Genomic DNA, 14,835 nt, shown 5'->3' on the forward strand with positions numbered 1-14,835 from the left:
GAGGGGTGGACTTGGCGTATTTGCCAAATGTAACCCCCCTATTAGAAAACGGGGGTTCGTTGTCATCATGAGCCAGGAACGGCGGGCTTCGGTCTTCGCCTGACCTGCGGTCAGGCTTGCCCTTGCCCTTGTCCTAGCCCATGATGACGGACAATCGCTTCAATAGCTTTTGGATAAGACTTCCGTCCATCTTTCTCAAATCGAGTGATGGTTTCAAGAAGTAACTTTTCTTGGAAAGGTTCAATGAGAATAGCGGAGTCAGTGCGTTCAAATGAAATTCCGTACTCTTCCATATAAGGGATGATTTTTCGAAGAGTTTGCATTTTTAGATCATACTCATCCGCAAATTCCTTTAGTGGTCGCTTGTTTGGTTCGTTTTCTACAACCTCCTTTTCCTCTATAGGATCAATTGTTTCAACTGGTGGTTTGTATTCTTCAAATACTGAGAACTCTTCTCCTTCAAATTCCATAATGGGAATTTTAGCGTATTCATCATAGAATGAAAATCCCTGATCAAGTGGAATATAAGGTGAATAAAACTCGCCAGCTAGATTCCCACTTGAAGCAATATAACCACGACCGACCACTTTCACCCCGTTAATCTCGTCTAGCTTTTTAAATTCTTTGGTTTTATTGGCATCTCCAAACATCATGTCATATCCTGTTGATTCTAAATGACCGACTGAAAGACGCATCATAAAGTTGTCCCGAAGAGCAGTCTTGATATATTCTCCATCAGGTCGTTGCATGGCAAAGATCACATATACTCCAGCTTGACGACCCTCTAGAACGATTTGAGTCAGATATTCCATGAGCTCCGACTGTTGGCTATAGTCACGGTCAATCTTGGCCATGAGAGCAGCCCATTCATCAACTAGAATAAACTTAGGTTTTAGATTGTAATGGGTGTAATAAGTACCTGGTCTATAGTCTGGAAAAGACGTTAAGACCTCGTAGCGCTTCTTCATAAACTCGACATTCTCTCTAAAGCAATTAATGATATCTTCTTTACTAGAATACACTCGACCGTGAAAGACTGGAAGTTTCTTTAAAGAAGCTAAGTCTGAGTTTTTAGGATCACAAATATCTATATAGCCAACTTTTAATAGGGCATAGATAATGGACATGAGAGTAACGGTTTTTCCTCCACCAGTACCTCCACCAACTAGTAAGTGGGAATCTTTCACATAATCCCAGTAAACATCTTTCATAAGTCGGATTTTTGAACCTTTCACTTCAACTTGATCAATTGAAATACGACTATCAATCCGATTGATAGCAATTTTGTATTTAACAAAACAATTATCAAAACTCTTATCACGAAAGTCCCCATTGAACATGACTTCAAGAGTAGAGCCAAGATTTAAAAATCGATCTTGAAACTTGTTTCCTTCTAATATAAAACTGACTTGAATCTCGTAATGACTTTGTTTAAGGTAGACCTTGGGAAGAGTGATTTTCTCAACTATCCCTTTGTCTCGCCTAACCTTCTTCACAAGATACAAGTTATTCTCTAGCAAAAAGCGTGAAAGAATTCGAAGGCTATTGAGCTTTTGAAAAAAGAGCAACTTTCTGTAGCAAACTCGATTAATAAACCAAGAGAGAAGCAAAGAAAAAAGAAATCCAGCTCCTAGAAAATAACCTTGAGGTAAGGGATGAACTTTTAATTCTTCTAAATGTAAGTAGCTGTAGTAACTAATAACCAACAAAAAAGGAAACCACCAGATAAACCATGTGATTCCCTTTAGTTTACGATGAAAAACGCGAACTCTTTTTCCTCGATAGGTAAAGAGTTTCATTCTGCATCACCTCCTAGTTTTCTTTCTTATTTTCTACTGGTTTGTTTTCTTTAGTCGGTGCGCCTCCAGTTTTTTTCTTGATTTTAGAAGCAAAGAGCTTATAGATATCATTACGATTGACATGGGTATGGGTGATAACAATATCTTCCAATTCAACCTCTTCTCGGTATTTAATTCCCAAGTCCTCAATTTCAGACTCTGACATATCTGCGATGGTGAAAAAGAGGGTTTCGTGCTGGACAGAAGAATGAATCCCTACAACAATTCCACGAATCTCACCTGTATTGACTTGTACAAATGATCCATCAGGATTTCGTTGTGAACGATCCACTTCAAAGATAATATCAGGACCTTCAATGCCTCGGAAAGTCAGTTTTCCAAGGACAGCTGGGACATCTAGCCCATCTGTAATAACACGATAAGTCTTGTCAGCAATTTGTAGTTTTTCTCCGTAGTTTAATCCAATTTTAGCCATGTGATTTTCTCCTTTTATTTCTTATTTTTTGATTACCAATTTTTCCGCAAAGACATTGAGATAAGGTGCAACAGTATTGCCATTTAGAGCAGTGTCTGGGAAGAAGATTGGGTTGACTGTTTCTACCAGAGCATCTTCTGGGAAGACCGTTGTAGAAGCTGGTGTGATGACATGAAAGGCACCGTGTTCTGCGCTATTTAGAATGTGACGTTGGTATTTGCCTTCTTTTCCAAAAATAAATTTAGGAGCATTTCCCAAACGTTCGTAGTAAGCAGGGCCAATAAATTCTGGTTTCATTTTAAGTGTATCTGAGATCATAAGATTTTCCTTTCTGAGTGTAAAATAAAAAGAGTTAAGCTAGTTGCTTCACTCTTGAGTAATAGTGTGTAAAAAGTTTGCGTTTAAACATACGACTATAGAATTGAATATCCCCATGAGCATAGCCATTTCTACGAGCAGCATCTGCGAGATGGTCTAAATCAATTTGAGCTTGAGCATAGAGTTTAGCCTGTAGTTTATCAGATTCGCTAAACATACCATAGGTAAATTCATAGTTATCGTAGAGTCGTTTACATTGTAGTGCGAAAAAAGTTTGTCATATTTTTCTCCTTTATTGTAATAAGTAAAAAAGCTACTAAGTGAAAAAAGGAAAGAACTTAGTAGCTTGAGAGTAGGTCTATCAATAATGATAGACAGCAGTAAAGAAAAGTTATTTGGTTGGAAAGATCCCTCTTTCCACGGTGGCAACGTTTAGCAAGGTGCTTTGCGTCAATTACCATCGCTTTCCCAGCCAATCTCTTTAGGTAGTCATGATCATACCCAAGGGATTCTCTTACGCCCTTTGGCGAAGCCAGTTCACTTTACTATTCGGAAAAGTGCGAAAGTCCGAAATGCGTGGAAGCCCACAAATAAATGTTTTATATCTTCACTTCAACCATAAAACGGACTTGACTTTTCTTATCAAAACAATTACAATAAAAGTACCAATCTTAATGTGTAGTTTGATAGTCAGTCCTCTGGTTGTCAGACGCACTTTTTATTTAGTTGTCAATGATCAAAACCTTCTAAAATAAGGTTATTATTTTCAAAAGAAATATACTCTCTCGAATATATTTATATTATATACTCATCTGAGTATATTGTCAAGAGATTATTAAAAATATTTTTAAATTTATTGAGGAATTAGCAATGGGATTTCCAGAACGATTAAAAGAACTCCGATTAAAAAAAGGATTAACACAAAAGGAAATTGCGGAAAAATTTGGGATCAAACAACCTAATTATCAGCAATGGGAAAGTGGAAAAAGAAAACCATCGTCTAAAACTTTAGAGAAATTTGCGAATTTCTTTGGTGTTACGATGGACTACCTTGCAGGGAATGATGTAGAATTAGATAATGTGGAACTTCTTTTCCGTATGAACTCAAAAGGACTAACTGATGAAGAAAAAGAAATCTTTAAAAAAGAATTGATAGAGTTTATGGAAAAACGAAAGAAGGCGTTTAGAAAAGAAAATTAACTAAATATCAGTATTATTGGTTGATTTGATAAAGAATTTTATAAAATATATAATCAATAAAACAAATGGTTAGTACAATATTATTAAAATTATAGATATTTTCAAATTTGGAAAGGTTAGTGCTCACTCGATGGATTATGGTGATAAAATAAATAAGCGTACAAATATTTTTGTGTTGTTCATATTTTTATTTCCAATTATTATTGAAGTATGTTCTTTTTTGTTGAATAAAGGAATTAATTCTATTAATTTGGATTTTTTAGAGTTGATGAAATCTCTTTTTTCAACAATTAAGACATACATAACCTTTTATGGTACAGCATTATCTATCACTTTTACCGTTTATTCATTTATAAAACAACAGGAAAAATATGATGATGATAGAAATGAAGAAGAACTAAAAAGACAAGAAGAACAAAAAAAGGCAAATGAACTAAAGGAGAAAGAGTTAGAAGCTAAAAGAGATTATTTTCGACCTACTTTTATTATTGAAAAAGATAAAAACGATAGTCATGAATATATTAAAGTATTCATGAGAAATGAAAATTTATATTTGGAGCAAGTTAAATACTATTCGTCCTCAAACACTTTACATTGTATTTATAAACAAGCTGTAAAATCAGGTGAAACAATTGCTAGAAAAAGTGTTGAATCGTTTTATATTACTGCAAAAACACAGATTGGTGAAACTATTCTATTTGGATATTTAAATAATGGAGTTAAAATTTACAAATATCTCAAGAATGGTGGTGAAGCTCACATTCCAATGTTTGGTAGGAAGCCATATAACCAAGAAATAGTTGATAATGTTTGGGGAGTATATAATGATGATATTGAATATTCTGATAGAAGTTTAGATCAAATCTTATTTTACGATACTGTTGGGATCAGAGAAAAACTAGTCTTTAATTATAATAATTCTATTTCTGAAACTTTGGCATCAAAAACTCTAGAAGAATTTTTCAAATCGGTATTTCTTGAGATTGTTAATGAATTTAATTTGTCTCATTTCACTAGCGCAAGTGTGTATGATTCAATAAGTTTAATTTTAAAAGACCTTAAAGATAGTGTTGATTTAATGAAAGTAAGTAAAGAAATAAAAAAAAGTGATGACTATTTATTTAAACAACTTAAAAGTATCTCTTACCGTAAAAAAGACTGGCAAGCATTATTTAAATCAAATGTACTTAACATAGGATCATTTTTAACCTTAGCAATAGAAACACTGCATTATGGACGTTTTGAATTAGATGAAGAGGAAAGGTGCACTAATTACAAAGCTCTATTAAGAATTTTGATGACAGTATTTGATTATATTGATATTGATACATCTATAGATTACAAAGTTTATGATTATAAATCTATAATTTATAACAAGCTAGTATTTATAAATTAGATAAAAGTGGACATTCGTCCACTTTTTTTATATACTAAAGTCAACCAAATTGGTTTAGTTTTGTAATTTATACTTAAAGGAGGTACCATTCTTTGGATGAATTGTATACAAGAATAAGTAAGTCTACAAAACATGTGTTATACCAATACATGAAGGATCATGGTATTTCATTACTAAATTATAATTTCAACTACTTCTTTCAATATTGTATTCAAAAATATCAAATTCAAGTAATTAGTCACCACTTCTCAAATCACAAGATTGAAGGATTAACTGTTATTGATGAATTAGGTATTAGTTTTTCTTATGAAAAGGATAATCCCATTGTGAAGCAAAATTTCACTCTGTGTCACGAGCTAGGACATTTTATACTAGAGCATGAAGGTAATTATTTTGCAGAATCTATTGATAATCAGGAGAACCTACTAGAGCGAGAAGCGAATATTTTCTCTGCTGTAGTATTAATGCCTGACATTGTTTTGTTGTCAAAGATTTATTATAGTTGCGACACCTTTCAAAAGATTCAAAATAGTCTGGATGTTTCAAAACAGGCATTGTTTTATCGCCTTTTAGATCTTCTTAGAGAATATTATCCTGGAAAAGAAAGTACCATTAAGCAGGCTATCGATGCTTATATTGATGGACAAAATGCCACACTACTCCTTTTGTTTCACGGTGTCAAAGATCAGATTATAAAGGAATTCAACAACTATCAGACTTCTCTAATCAATAAGATTGAGCAATCAGTAATCAAAAAAGGCTTCGTGACTAGTCAAGAATATCCAGAACTTCTAGATCAAGAGAATTGGAAAACAATAAAGACTTACTGTAATAATTTAAGAGTATGGCTCATTTATGACAAAGGAAAATCTATAGCTTATGTTTGGGATAAAAATAAGCTAACGGACAAAGAGGCAAAACAAAAAGCTGAATTGAAATTACTATTAATGTGAGGGAAACGATGTACCAACCAGAAAAACTAAAGGCTCGCAGAAAAGAGCTAAAAATGACTCAAAAAGATATTGCAGATCAATTGGGTATTACCTACCAAGCCTATTCTGCATGGGAACGCGGAATAAAACAACCATCTAGAGAAAAAATAAAGCTTTTGGAGCAGATTCTAAATGTTCCAAAAGGTTATTTTACAGAGGTCGAAATCGTCCGACTATATAATACTTTATCGGATGAAGGTAAGAATAATGCACTTAGTTATGTCAGAGGCCTAGTTCAAAAAGAAAAATGTAAGAACATTGTTTCAATGTCAGAAAAACTATACGAATACCATGTTTACGAACAAATGTCTGCTGGTATCGGTTCATCGGTGTATAACGATCAAAACTATGATACTGTCTATTTTGATGAAGAACTAGCCCACGATTTCGCCTCATGGATTTCTGGTGACTCAATGGAACCCAAATATCAAAATGGTTCTGTGGCTCTCATCCGTGAAACAGGGTTTGATTATGATGGTGCAGTATATGCAGTAGTCTGTAATAATCAGACATACATTAAAAGAGTTTACCAGGAAGAACAGGGTTTACGGTTAGTTTCTATCAATCCAAAATATCGAGATATTTTTCTTTCGTATGATGAAGATCCTAGAATTGTAGGGATTATTGTAGGGAATTTCTTACCTGTTGAACAGTGATATTGTTAATGTAAAATAATAATAGTGTATTATTTTTTCTAGACAGGGTATAAGTGGAAGATAAGATGAATAAAATGGAGAAAACTCTAATGGTTCTTCTCCATTTTTTGGCTAATTGGTAATGTTGAAAATTGGAAGTGAAATGATACTTTCAAAGAATTCATTTTGGACACTAGCAAACGAAATAGAGCCCTGATGCAAATCAACAATTTGTTTTGAAATTTTTAGCCCGATTCCAGTCGTTCTAATTTTAGAAATATCAATATTTTTAAAAGATAATTCATTAAGTTCAGCAATTTTTTCTGGTGAAGCTCCCTGTCCATTATCTTTGATTTCGACAATTACATTTGTATCTTTTTTGTATAAGTGGATTCTTATTGTGCAACCCTTTTCGTTATGTAAAACAGAGTTGTAGATGATATTATGGATAACTCTTGTGATTAAAAACTGCTCAATCATGATAGATTGATTAACAAGTGAATAATCGTAATCAAATTCAAATTCAAATTCATTCCAGATTTCTTGATTTAAAATATGGATGAGAATGTCTTTGAAGAAGGGGATAATTTTTGTTTCAGTCTGATTTAATTGAAGATGACCGGATGAAAGGCGAGCTACTATATTTAAGTCATTTAAAACATTTTGGATGTAATAGGATTCCGTCAATATTGGACGAATATGTTTTTTAAACTGTGTATCTAGTTCAGAATCATTTAACAAGGACGCGTTAGAAATGATGACAGAAAGAGGTGTTTTGATATCGTGTGCAATACCTGAAATCCATTGCTCTTTAAAGACTTCATTCTCTTTGAGTAGAGTATCGGTTTGATTAATTGCAGTTGTAAGATATTCTAGTTCTGATATAGAATTTATTGGATTTTTCAAACCATCTGGGAGATTCTGAATAGCAGTTACAAGAGGCACAATTTTACGATTGATATGCGTCACGCCATAGTAGTAAAGAAAAGCGAAATAAAGGCAGTTGAAAAGCAATACTCCAAATGCTATTAGTGGAAACAGGCGGAGACTATCTATATCTAAGTAATTAAAACTATAACGAGCAATTTTATCTTTTGGAAAACCAACAACAATGATGTATCCACCTTTTATCTGACTAAAAACAGGATAATCTGAAAGATAATAGCGAGAAAACTGTAAAATGTCCCCGTAGTCAAATTGCGAAGGAACTTCTGTAGGTTTATACTGTTCGAACACTTGTTTTCCAGTCTGCTTATCCAATACCATGAGCCATAACTTTTGTTCTTTTAGACTAGAAATATCATTTTCAGGTATGTGGACGTTATTATTTGTGATGGTAATGTGTTCAGAAATTATTTTCACAGTCTCAGTAGCAGTTTGCTTTTTACTAATGTAGAAAACAAAACTGGCAATTAGAATAATATTGGTAATAAAGATAATGATGGAAGAAAAGATAAATTTCTTTAGTGAATACCTTAAAATTTTGGTTTGATTCATAATCATGATAACAATTTATATCCTAGCCCTTTAGCTGTCTTTAAATATTGAGGTTTTGAAGGATTTTCTTCTATTTTTTCTCGAATTTTCCGAATATGTACAGTCAAAGAGTTTTCATAACCAAAGCTATCCACTCCCCAAATCGTATCACAGAGAGATTCGGTTGAAACGATGTAATTTTTATTATCGTAAAGTTTTTTCAAAATCTGAATTTCAATTGGCGTAATAGAAATTTCTGCTCCATTTTTTTGTACTGTTGCATTCCGAAAACTCACCAAAGTCTGTCCAATCTGTATTGTTTCCTGTTCTGATTTATAACTTCTACGGAGCAGAGCCATAATACGATAGATAAGATTTTTTGGAATGAAGGGTTTCATGATATAATCATCACCACCAGCATTGAAACCAGCTATCTCATCTTCAGGATTATTTTTGGCAGTCAGAAAGAGGATAGGAGTATCGCCTTTTTTTCGGATATGTTTTGCTAATGTGTAGCCATCCCCATCGGGTAGCATAATGTCCAAAAGGAAAAGGTCGAACTGCTCTATTTCAATCATGTCCAAACTAGATTCTATATCATAGGCTGATGTTAGATTGGAAAATCCGTAGGCAGTGAGAATATCTCTTATGGAAGAGTTTAAAATTTTGTCGTCATCAATGATAAGGATGTGCTTATTCAGGAGTTGTTGTTCGAAACTCATAATCTTACCTCGCTTATTTAAATTATACCATTTAAAAGAGTGAAAAAAAGAAAAATACTTTAATCTTAATGTAAAATTAAGGTTAGCTTAGTTTAAAATTAATCTAGCATGTCTATAATAAAGACATAACCTAGATAGAGATACTTCTCAAATAAATTTTAATCAGTGAGGTATTTCCAAATGGCTAAACAACAAATGAATCTCGTTGAGGAGGAAGTTCATAATGATTAGTAATGTTTTACAGATAAAAAACTTACAAAAGAGATTTAAGGACACTCAGGTAGTTAACCTTAGTTCCTTATCAGTTCAACAAGGTGAGATTTATGGTTTTCTAGGTCCAAATGGAGCTGGGAAAACAACCACCATGAAGATGATTTTGTCTTTGATTTCTCGTACAGCTGGGGAGATTGAAGTGTTTGGTCAATCCATAGGTACGGACAAGCAGTATCTTAATCAGATTGGCTCTATGATTGAAGAACCGTCTTATTATCCTAATTTGACAGGCTATGAAAATCTCTTGGTTTTCCAAAAAATCCTTGGCTTTGATAAGAAAAATATTCAGGAAACCTTGAAAATTGTTGGGTTAGATCAACCTAAAAACAAGAAAAAATTGGTTAAAGATTATTCTCTGGGTATGAAACAGCGTTTGGCTTTAGCCTTTGCCTTAGTCAAGAAACCGCGTTTGTTGATACTGGATGAGCCAACCAACGGGCTAGACCCAGCAGGGATTCATGAAATTCGGGAACTGATTATCAAGTTGGCAAAAGAACAGGGCATTACTGTCTTCATCTCTACCCATATCCTTTCTGAAGTAGAGCATATCGCTGACCGTGTAGGGATTATCAATCATGGTCAACTCGTTTACGAGGGAGAAATTCGTAAAATTCAGTCCAATAAATGGCTGGAAGTGCGTGGGGATTTTAGAGGTCGACGTGAAGCCATTAGCCAAGTGTTATTTGGTTATCCGTGCAAGATGTTAGAAATACAAGAGGATAAACTCAAGCTGACTAACCTTGCCGACCAGCAGATTTCTAGTTTGTTACGAGATTTAATAGTCGAGAAAGTTCCAATTTATGAAGTGAAGCAAGAACAAGAAACCTTGGAATCTATCTTCCTCAACTTAACCAAGGAGTGAGTCTTATGTTGAATAATTTGTCTATTGAATTGCTCAAGGCAAAACGAACCAAATCCTTCTTCATTATCATACTAGTTATGGGAGTCGGATTTGCTTGGGCAATTGCAGCCGCTACACGTTACCTAAGTAATCCAGACATGCACCAGATTAACCTAATTTTCTATATGATAAAAGAAGTAAATGGCTTGATTCTCCCTATCGTGATCGCTCTCTTTGTATCCCGGATTGTCAAGAACGAGAAGGAGGGCAACACTTTCAAACTGCTTTTGGCAAATGGTGAAAATGTACGGCATATCTTTCTGAGTAAGCTTGGCCTGACTATGTTCGTTTTGACCTTTCTCGCTTTTTTGGAGGGAGTAGTGGTCCAGTTGATTGCAATCTTATCTGGTCTAGAAATGCCTGTTAGCCTAATCCTCTGGCAAATCGTCATTTTCTTGCTAGCATCTTTTGTCTTAACCTGTCTGTTTTTGATTTTGCAGTTTTTACTGAAAAAGCAGGCATTGATACTGGCATTAGGGATTTTCGGAGGATTTCTTGGAGTTGGATTTGGTCATGCACCAGCTTTTCTACAGCTGATTTTCCCTTTTGGTGGTATAGGATATCTGTCTCTAGTGGATTACCAGCAAGTCGCCAGTAAAGTGAGTTATGTTTTGGTGACAAACCTAGGATTTAAACTCTTTACATATTTGCCAATAGCCCTAATCTATCTCTTCTTATCTCTCTATCTAGTTGAAAAGAAAGGAGGCAAGCTATGATGTCTTATCTATCAGTAGAATGGCGGAAAACCAAAAAATTTTCCATGTTGATGATTGGTATTTTCTTCTTAGCTTTTTGTAGCCTGATTGGTCTTGGGATTTACTTAGGTGCAGCTTATTCTATGGTTGCAGAAAGTGAAAAAGTGCCTGTTTTATGGGGACAATTGACCTTCTATTATAGCCAGCTTTTCTTTCCGATTTTGGTCAGCATTTATGTAGCCATGATGTTAGGAAAAGAGTTTGATAGGAAAAATATTGAATTTCTCAGAGCTAATAATGTCAGTCTTGGGAAATTATTGTTGGCAAAAGAAATAGTAATTATCTTGTTTATTGCTGTTTTACAGTTGCTCTTGTTTGGTATTTTTTATGTCAGTGCTCACCTAATTCATTTAGAAATTTCTAATTTGTTCACCTACCTCAAGTGGGATTTATTGGGGATTTTTGGAACAATTAGTATGATGGAAGTGCAGTTTTTTGTGACAGCTAAAACTCGTGTTTTCAGTAAATCTGTGGGAATTGGTGCTATTGGTACTTTCGTAGGATTTATGATGATTTTTGTATCAGATAAATTATCTTTAATTTATCCCTACTCCCAAGCTATGGTGGCAATGCGGTCACGGAATTTGATAGACTTTAATTTAGTGGAAATATTGCTGTTTATCATTGTAAATATTCTTCTGTGGGGGATTTTTCATACATTGAGTAATAAAGAATTGCATAAGTAATGCGAAGACTCTTCGGAGTCTTTTTTATTTGAAAAAAACACCTATTCAGGAAAATAGGTGTGAATAATGTTATTTATATCCATATTGTTTTAGAGCGTTTTTATATGCTTCGCTACCTTTAAGATAGTAGTCGTGCTTAACTCCGCTAATATCAACAGAAAAGACCCCATCTTTAAATGAATAATCTTCTGATCGACTCGTAATATTTTGTCCAGTTAATTCGATCGTATTCTTTTGTTTGTTAATGGTAAAGCTGTCGGCTTCTCCATGCTCAATGGAAGCATTTTCTCCTTTAATAGTAAACGCCAACTCGTTTCTTTCACTTGAGATCCAATAATACTCACCATCTAAAGATTGGTAGTTGTTTTTTGAGCAAGCAATTAACGTAATTATTGATAATGACAACAATAATATGCTAACAATTTTTCTCATGTTTCTCGCCTCCTTTTATAATATTACTATACCAAAATAATATTACAAAACTGTATTAATGTCTGTTATAATGGAAATTTCAAATAATGTCCATTATAACAGACATTAGTAAATTATAGAAAAAGATCTATATTTGGCTATAGTTTTACTAAATCTCTACGACTATAGATTAAAAATGTATACACTTCTATTTTACAAGTTCAACTTAAGAAAATCCCAATTACAACCATTTAACAAGTAATATAAAAAGAGTTCAATTGTCAATCCCTTTTTTAGATAAAGAAAATAATAATGGTGCTAATTAGGATTAATACCTAAATAAGTTTTAATTTTCTTTTCAAGAAAATCAATATGTTGGTTAATTTCAGTTTGTTGCTTATGAAGTTCATCAAGTTGAAAAAATAGTAGTCTAAGTCGTTGAGGAATTGTGGAGTCTCCTTTATATCTTAGGTCAGCGTATTCTTGCATATTTTTAATAGACATTCCCGTCTTTTTTAATCTAATAATGAATTGAGCCCACGCTATATCAGAGTCATCATAGTATCTACGATTATTTTCTTCTCTGTGTGAGTAAATCAATTTTTCTTGCTCATAGTATCGAAGTGTGGGAATAGGAAGTCCAGTTTTTTTAGCAAATTCTCCAATAGAATAGTAAGCCATAATATTTCCCCCCTTTATTTTTTATTATTTTAGCATAATTTTTAAAAAATTAAAAAATTTTCAGTTTTCTCTTGACATAAAGTGCGCTTTACTATGTAAAATACATAGTATCAAAGGAATTTGATATAAAGCTAGGAGAGGAGGTAATACCATATAGACGAAAAATTGGTTTGAAGGAATAGAGAGCTCCAAAGGGGCTTAGTGATAAGGCTGTCAAGAACCTTGATGGGAGCAGCGACTCTTATAAAAAATGCAAATAGCAATCTGTAAAGGAGAAAATAGTATGGAACAAACGAAGAATTATACTTGTATTACTGGAGCCAGTGCTGGTATAGGAGCGGAGACAGCAAGACAATTTGCAAAATTAGGAACGAATCTTATTTTAATTGCTCGGCGTCAAGAACGACTAGAAAAATTGAAGCAAGATATTTTGAACCATTATCCGGATTTAGATGTTGTTATTAAAGTTGTTGATTTATCGAAGTCCAGTAATGTTTTTGCTCTTTATGAAAGCTTGAAAAAATATCACATTACTACGCTAATAAATAATGCTGGTTTTGGAAATTATGATAAGGTTGAATCTCAAGATTTAGAAAAGATAATAACATTAATCCATCTAAACATTGAAGCTTTAACAATTCTATCAACTCTATATGTGAGAGATTATAAAGATTGTAAAGGCGCTCAATTGATTAACTTATCATCTAGAGGCGGATACATGATGGTTCCAAATGCAGTTACATACTGTGCAAGTAAATTTTATGTCAGTGCTTTTACAGAAGGCTTGGCATTGGAACTAGAGGCAAATCAACATCAATTAAAAGCTAAGGTTTTAGCTCCAGCTGCCACAAAAACGGAATTCGGTCAAGTTGCTACAGATTCTAAAGAATATGATTATGATGAGCATTTTGCTAAATATCACACAAGTGAAGAGATGGCACAATTTTTGATGGAATTATATCAAAGTGACAAAGTTGTTGGTTTAGTTGATGTTACAAATTTTGAATTTCATCTTAGCGGACCACTACTTAATTATTAATTATTTTAATAAATAGATATAATATGTATTGAATAATAATAGTTGTAGCCATTTTATGACAAGAAAAAAGCTTCTGAAATGTTAGATTTCAGAAGCTTTTTGTCTATCTATTATGATTTAAACCTTGGTAAGTTATAATTTTCTGTGATATTTAGGATATTTAAAAATATAGAAGTATTTTTGTAGACTAATTTACAATTTTTCCAGTATTTTACCAAGTAGTTCTTCTAACTTTCTTAAATCTCCATAGACTGTTCCGTCCATATAAAGATTGTAAACCTCGTCATCTTGCTCCACACGTATTTGTGCAGAATATCCTTTTGACAGTGCTAAGGAACGAATAACTTCTCGTTGAGTTCGTCCATTACCTTCTCGGAAGGGATGGAAATAATTAAGATTATCAAGAATTTTTGCTAATTGTTTAATAATCCCATCTTTTGAATTAGCAGTTTGATAATAGGTATGAATAAGGCGGTTTATATATACTTGGGCAGTACTGAAAGATTGTATTGACATAAAAGGATTCCCATTTTTTGAGATATTCACCTTGCGAAATTGCCCCGCCCAAGCATAGACATCTTGAAATAAATATTTATGAATGGCTAAAATATCACTAATGGAATATACTTCAATGGTTTTCAAGCGCAAGTCTGCAAGCCTTTTAGTAACGAATAAATGCTCATTCCGATAGGCTTCTTCAATATTTGTAATATTTTGTTTGTTGATTAAGACTGTAGAATTTGGATAGGTATATTGGTGATTGGGGTCAATGTACTCATAGCCTTCGTATTGATTTTTAACCAATATTCAATTCCTTTCGTTTGTTGATAACATAAGTTTTTAAATCAATCACATCTTGAACAGTAGGTTCATAATTTTCAATCATTGATGACCCAATAGCATACCAGACAGTATCAAAATCTGAAAAGTTATCAAAGGGAATTCCTAAAATTGTTAATTCTTCTTTATTTACATCAAGAGTCATGGCACACCTCCTTGTATAGAGTTACCCTTATTATACCATAAAATCGGTATTTTCACCTAAAGGATAGAGACTGTTATTAAAGGCTGAGACG

Annotated in this window: 18 protein-coding genes; 8 read left to right on the forward strand and 10 right to left on the reverse strand. The window is 33.4% G+C overall.

The features are described 5' to 3' along the window. Positions 1 to 110: 110 nt before the first annotated feature. The 4 genes from HMPREF2619_RS02290 to HMPREF2619_RS02305 are packed head-to-tail and all read right to left on the reverse strand — an operon-like array spanning position 111 to position 2,809. Positions 111 to 1,799: an FtsK/SpoIIIE domain-containing protein gene (locus tag HMPREF2619_RS02290; protein ID WP_070458742.1), complete on the reverse strand. Its 1,689-nt coding sequence runs from the start codon at positions 1,797 to 1,799 to the stop codon at positions 111 to 113. Between the two features lie 13 nt (positions 1,800 to 1,812). After that, entirely contained in the window at positions 1,813 to 2,274 is a 462-nt protein-coding gene (locus tag HMPREF2619_RS02295) for a hypothetical protein (RefSeq protein ID WP_014713934.1), read from the reverse strand. Positions 2,275 to 2,295: 21 nt separating this feature from the next. Further along, the gene (locus HMPREF2619_RS02300) at positions 2,296 to 2,592 is read right to left on the reverse strand and encodes a cytoplasmic protein (protein WP_070458744.1); all 297 of its coding nucleotides are present in this window, start codon (positions 2,590 to 2,592) and stop codon (positions 2,296 to 2,298) included. 34 nt (positions 2,593 to 2,626) lie between these two features. Beyond that, positions 2,627 to 2,809, reverse strand: coding sequence for a hypothetical protein (locus HMPREF2619_RS02305; protein ID WP_049488287.1), 183 nt, complete (start codon positions 2,807 to 2,809; stop codon positions 2,627 to 2,629). 653 nt (positions 2,810 to 3,462) lie between these two features. Here HMPREF2619_RS02305 and HMPREF2619_RS02310 point away from each other — a divergent pair. From HMPREF2619_RS02310 to HMPREF2619_RS02325, 4 genes are all read left to right on the forward strand, one after another. Further along, positions 3,463 to 3,792 (forward strand): helix-turn-helix domain-containing protein, encoded by a 330-nt coding sequence (locus HMPREF2619_RS02310; RefSeq protein WP_070458746.1) that lies wholly within the window; start codon positions 3,463 to 3,465, stop codon positions 3,790 to 3,792. A gap of 130 nt (positions 3,793 to 3,922) precedes the next feature. Then, the gene (locus HMPREF2619_RS02315; protein ID WP_070458748.1) at positions 3,923 to 5,188 is read left to right on the forward strand and encodes a hypothetical protein; all 1,266 of its coding nucleotides are present in this window, start codon (positions 3,923 to 3,925) and stop codon (positions 5,186 to 5,188) included. 92 nt (positions 5,189 to 5,280) lie between these two features. Then, positions 5,281 to 6,141, forward strand: a complete 861-nt coding sequence (locus tag HMPREF2619_RS02320; RefSeq protein WP_070458750.1) for an ImmA/IrrE family metallo-endopeptidase — start codon at positions 5,281 to 5,283, stop codon at positions 6,139 to 6,141. A gap of 8 nt (positions 6,142 to 6,149) precedes the next feature. After that, the gene (locus HMPREF2619_RS02325) at positions 6,150 to 6,836 is read left to right on the forward strand and encodes a LexA family transcriptional regulator (RefSeq protein ID WP_070458752.1); all 687 of its coding nucleotides are present in this window, start codon (positions 6,150 to 6,152) and stop codon (positions 6,834 to 6,836) included. A gap of 111 nt (positions 6,837 to 6,947) precedes the next feature. Here HMPREF2619_RS02325 and HMPREF2619_RS02330 read toward each other — a convergent pair whose 3' ends face one another. Both HMPREF2619_RS02330 and HMPREF2619_RS02335 read right to left on the reverse strand, forming a co-directional pair. Continuing rightward, positions 6,948 to 8,312: a sensor histidine kinase gene (locus HMPREF2619_RS02330; RefSeq protein WP_261673711.1), complete on the reverse strand. Its 1,365-nt coding sequence runs from the start codon at positions 8,310 to 8,312 to the stop codon at positions 6,948 to 6,950. Positions 8,313 to 8,314: 2 nt separating this feature from the next. Then, positions 8,315 to 9,013, reverse strand: coding sequence for a response regulator transcription factor (locus tag HMPREF2619_RS02335; RefSeq protein ID WP_006149379.1), 699 nt, complete (start codon positions 9,011 to 9,013; stop codon positions 8,315 to 8,317). A 223-nt stretch (positions 9,014 to 9,236) separates the two neighbouring features. On the opposite strand from HMPREF2619_RS02335, the gene HMPREF2619_RS02340 reads away from it, so the two are divergent. From HMPREF2619_RS02340 to HMPREF2619_RS02350, 3 genes are read left to right on the forward strand one after another with little or no spacing between them, the layout of a single operon-like run. Then, on the forward strand, positions 9,237 to 10,148 hold the full coding sequence (locus tag HMPREF2619_RS02340) for an ABC transporter ATP-binding protein (RefSeq protein ID WP_083279571.1): 912 nt from the start codon (positions 9,237 to 9,239) through the stop codon (positions 10,146 to 10,148). 5 nt (positions 10,149 to 10,153) lie between these two features. Beyond that, complete coding sequence (locus tag HMPREF2619_RS02345; protein ID WP_070458756.1) at positions 10,154 to 10,903, forward strand: ABC transporter permease; 750 nt, start codon at positions 10,154 to 10,156, stop codon at positions 10,901 to 10,903. Then, positions 10,900 to 11,628 (forward strand): ABC transporter permease, encoded by a 729-nt coding sequence (locus HMPREF2619_RS02350; RefSeq protein WP_070458758.1) that lies wholly within the window; start codon positions 10,900 to 10,902, stop codon positions 11,626 to 11,628. Before HMPREF2619_RS02345 ends, HMPREF2619_RS02350 begins: the two co-directional genes overlap by 4 nt. 69 nt (positions 11,629 to 11,697) lie before the next feature. Here HMPREF2619_RS02350 and HMPREF2619_RS02355 read toward each other — a convergent pair whose 3' ends face one another. Beyond that, a complete protein-coding gene (locus HMPREF2619_RS02355; protein WP_070458760.1) occupies positions 11,698 to 12,060 on the reverse strand; it encodes a hypothetical protein in 363 nt (120 codons plus the stop codon). 297 nt (positions 12,061 to 12,357) lie between these two features. Next, a complete protein-coding gene (locus HMPREF2619_RS02360; RefSeq protein ID WP_000332322.1) occupies positions 12,358 to 12,720 on the reverse strand; it encodes a MerR family transcriptional regulator in 363 nt (120 codons plus the stop codon). Between the two features lie 283 nt (positions 12,721 to 13,003). On the opposite strand from HMPREF2619_RS02360, the gene HMPREF2619_RS02365 reads away from it, so the two are divergent. After that, the gene (locus tag HMPREF2619_RS02365; RefSeq protein WP_070458762.1) at positions 13,004 to 13,759 is read left to right on the forward strand and encodes an SDR family NAD(P)-dependent oxidoreductase; all 756 of its coding nucleotides are present in this window, start codon (positions 13,004 to 13,006) and stop codon (positions 13,757 to 13,759) included. Between the two features lie 192 nt (positions 13,760 to 13,951). On the opposite strand, the gene HMPREF2619_RS02370 is transcribed toward HMPREF2619_RS02365, so the two are convergent. Together HMPREF2619_RS02370 and HMPREF2619_RS02375 are read right to left on the reverse strand one after the other, a co-directional pair. Beyond that, entirely contained in the window at positions 13,952 to 14,563 is a 612-nt protein-coding gene (locus tag HMPREF2619_RS02370; protein WP_000240414.1) for a Fic/DOC family protein, read from the reverse strand. Further along, positions 14,556 to 14,744: a hypothetical protein gene (locus HMPREF2619_RS02375; protein WP_000171299.1), complete on the reverse strand. Its 189-nt coding sequence runs from the start codon at positions 14,742 to 14,744 to the stop codon at positions 14,556 to 14,558. Before HMPREF2619_RS02375 ends, HMPREF2619_RS02370 begins: the two co-directional genes overlap by 8 nt. Positions 14,745 to 14,835 lie beyond the last annotated feature (91 nt).

The organism is Streptococcus sp. HMSC074B11, assembly GCF_001808705.1.
Lineage (GTDB): Bacteria > Bacillota > Bacilli > Lactobacillales > Streptococcaceae > Streptococcus.

What these genes read in the sequence shown, in the direction of transcription:
- HMPREF2619_RS02315 (WP_070458748.1), top strand. Translation starts at nt 3,923, where the DNA reads ATGGATTATGGTGATAAAATAAATAAGCGTACAAATATTTTTGTGTTG.
- HMPREF2619_RS02360 (WP_000332322.1), bottom strand. Translation starts at nt 12,720, where the DNA reads ATGGCTTACTATTCTATTGGAGAATTTGCTAAAAAAACTGGACTTCCT.
- HMPREF2619_RS02290 (WP_070458742.1), bottom strand. Translation starts at nt 1,799, where the DNA reads ATGAAACTCTTTACCTATCGAGGAAAAAGAGTTCGCGTTTTTCATCGT.
- HMPREF2619_RS02340 (WP_083279571.1), top strand. Translation starts at nt 9,237, where the DNA reads ATGATTAGTAATGTTTTACAGATAAAAAACTTACAAAAGAGATTTAAG.
- HMPREF2619_RS02325 (WP_070458752.1), top strand. Translation starts at nt 6,150, where the DNA reads ATGTACCAACCAGAAAAACTAAAGGCTCGCAGAAAAGAGCTAAAAATG.
- HMPREF2619_RS02310 (WP_070458746.1), top strand. Translation starts at nt 3,463, where the DNA reads ATGGGATTTCCAGAACGATTAAAAGAACTCCGATTAAAAAAAGGATTA.
- HMPREF2619_RS02365 (WP_070458762.1), top strand. Translation starts at nt 13,004, where the DNA reads ATGGAACAAACGAAGAATTATACTTGTATTACTGGAGCCAGTGCTGGT.
- HMPREF2619_RS02295 (WP_014713934.1), bottom strand. Translation starts at nt 2,274, where the DNA reads ATGGCTAAAATTGGATTAAACTACGGAGAAAAACTACAAATTGCTGAC.
- HMPREF2619_RS02335 (WP_006149379.1), bottom strand. Translation starts at nt 9,013, where the DNA reads ATGAGTTTCGAACAACAACTCCTGAATAAGCACATCCTTATCATTGAT.
- HMPREF2619_RS02350 (WP_070458758.1), top strand. Translation starts at nt 10,900, where the DNA reads ATGATGTCTTATCTATCAGTAGAATGGCGGAAAACCAAAAAATTTTCC.
- HMPREF2619_RS02300 (WP_070458744.1), bottom strand. Translation starts at nt 2,592, where the DNA reads ATGATCTCAGATACACTTAAAATGAAACCAGAATTTATTGGCCCTGCT.
- HMPREF2619_RS02345 (WP_070458756.1), top strand. Translation starts at nt 10,154, where the DNA reads ATGTTGAATAATTTGTCTATTGAATTGCTCAAGGCAAAACGAACCAAA.
- HMPREF2619_RS02305 (WP_049488287.1), bottom strand. Translation starts at nt 2,809, where the DNA reads ATGTTTAGCGAATCTGATAAACTACAGGCTAAACTCTATGCTCAAGCT.
- HMPREF2619_RS02330 (WP_261673711.1), bottom strand. Translation starts at nt 8,312, where the DNA reads ATGAATCAAACCAAAATTTTAAGGTATTCACTAAAGAAATTTATCTTT.
- HMPREF2619_RS02375 (WP_000171299.1), bottom strand. Translation starts at nt 14,744, where the DNA reads ATGACTCTTGATGTAAATAAAGAAGAATTAACAATTTTAGGAATTCCC.
- HMPREF2619_RS02355 (WP_070458760.1), bottom strand. Translation starts at nt 12,060, where the DNA reads ATGAGAAAAATTGTTAGCATATTATTGTTGTCATTATCAATAATTACG.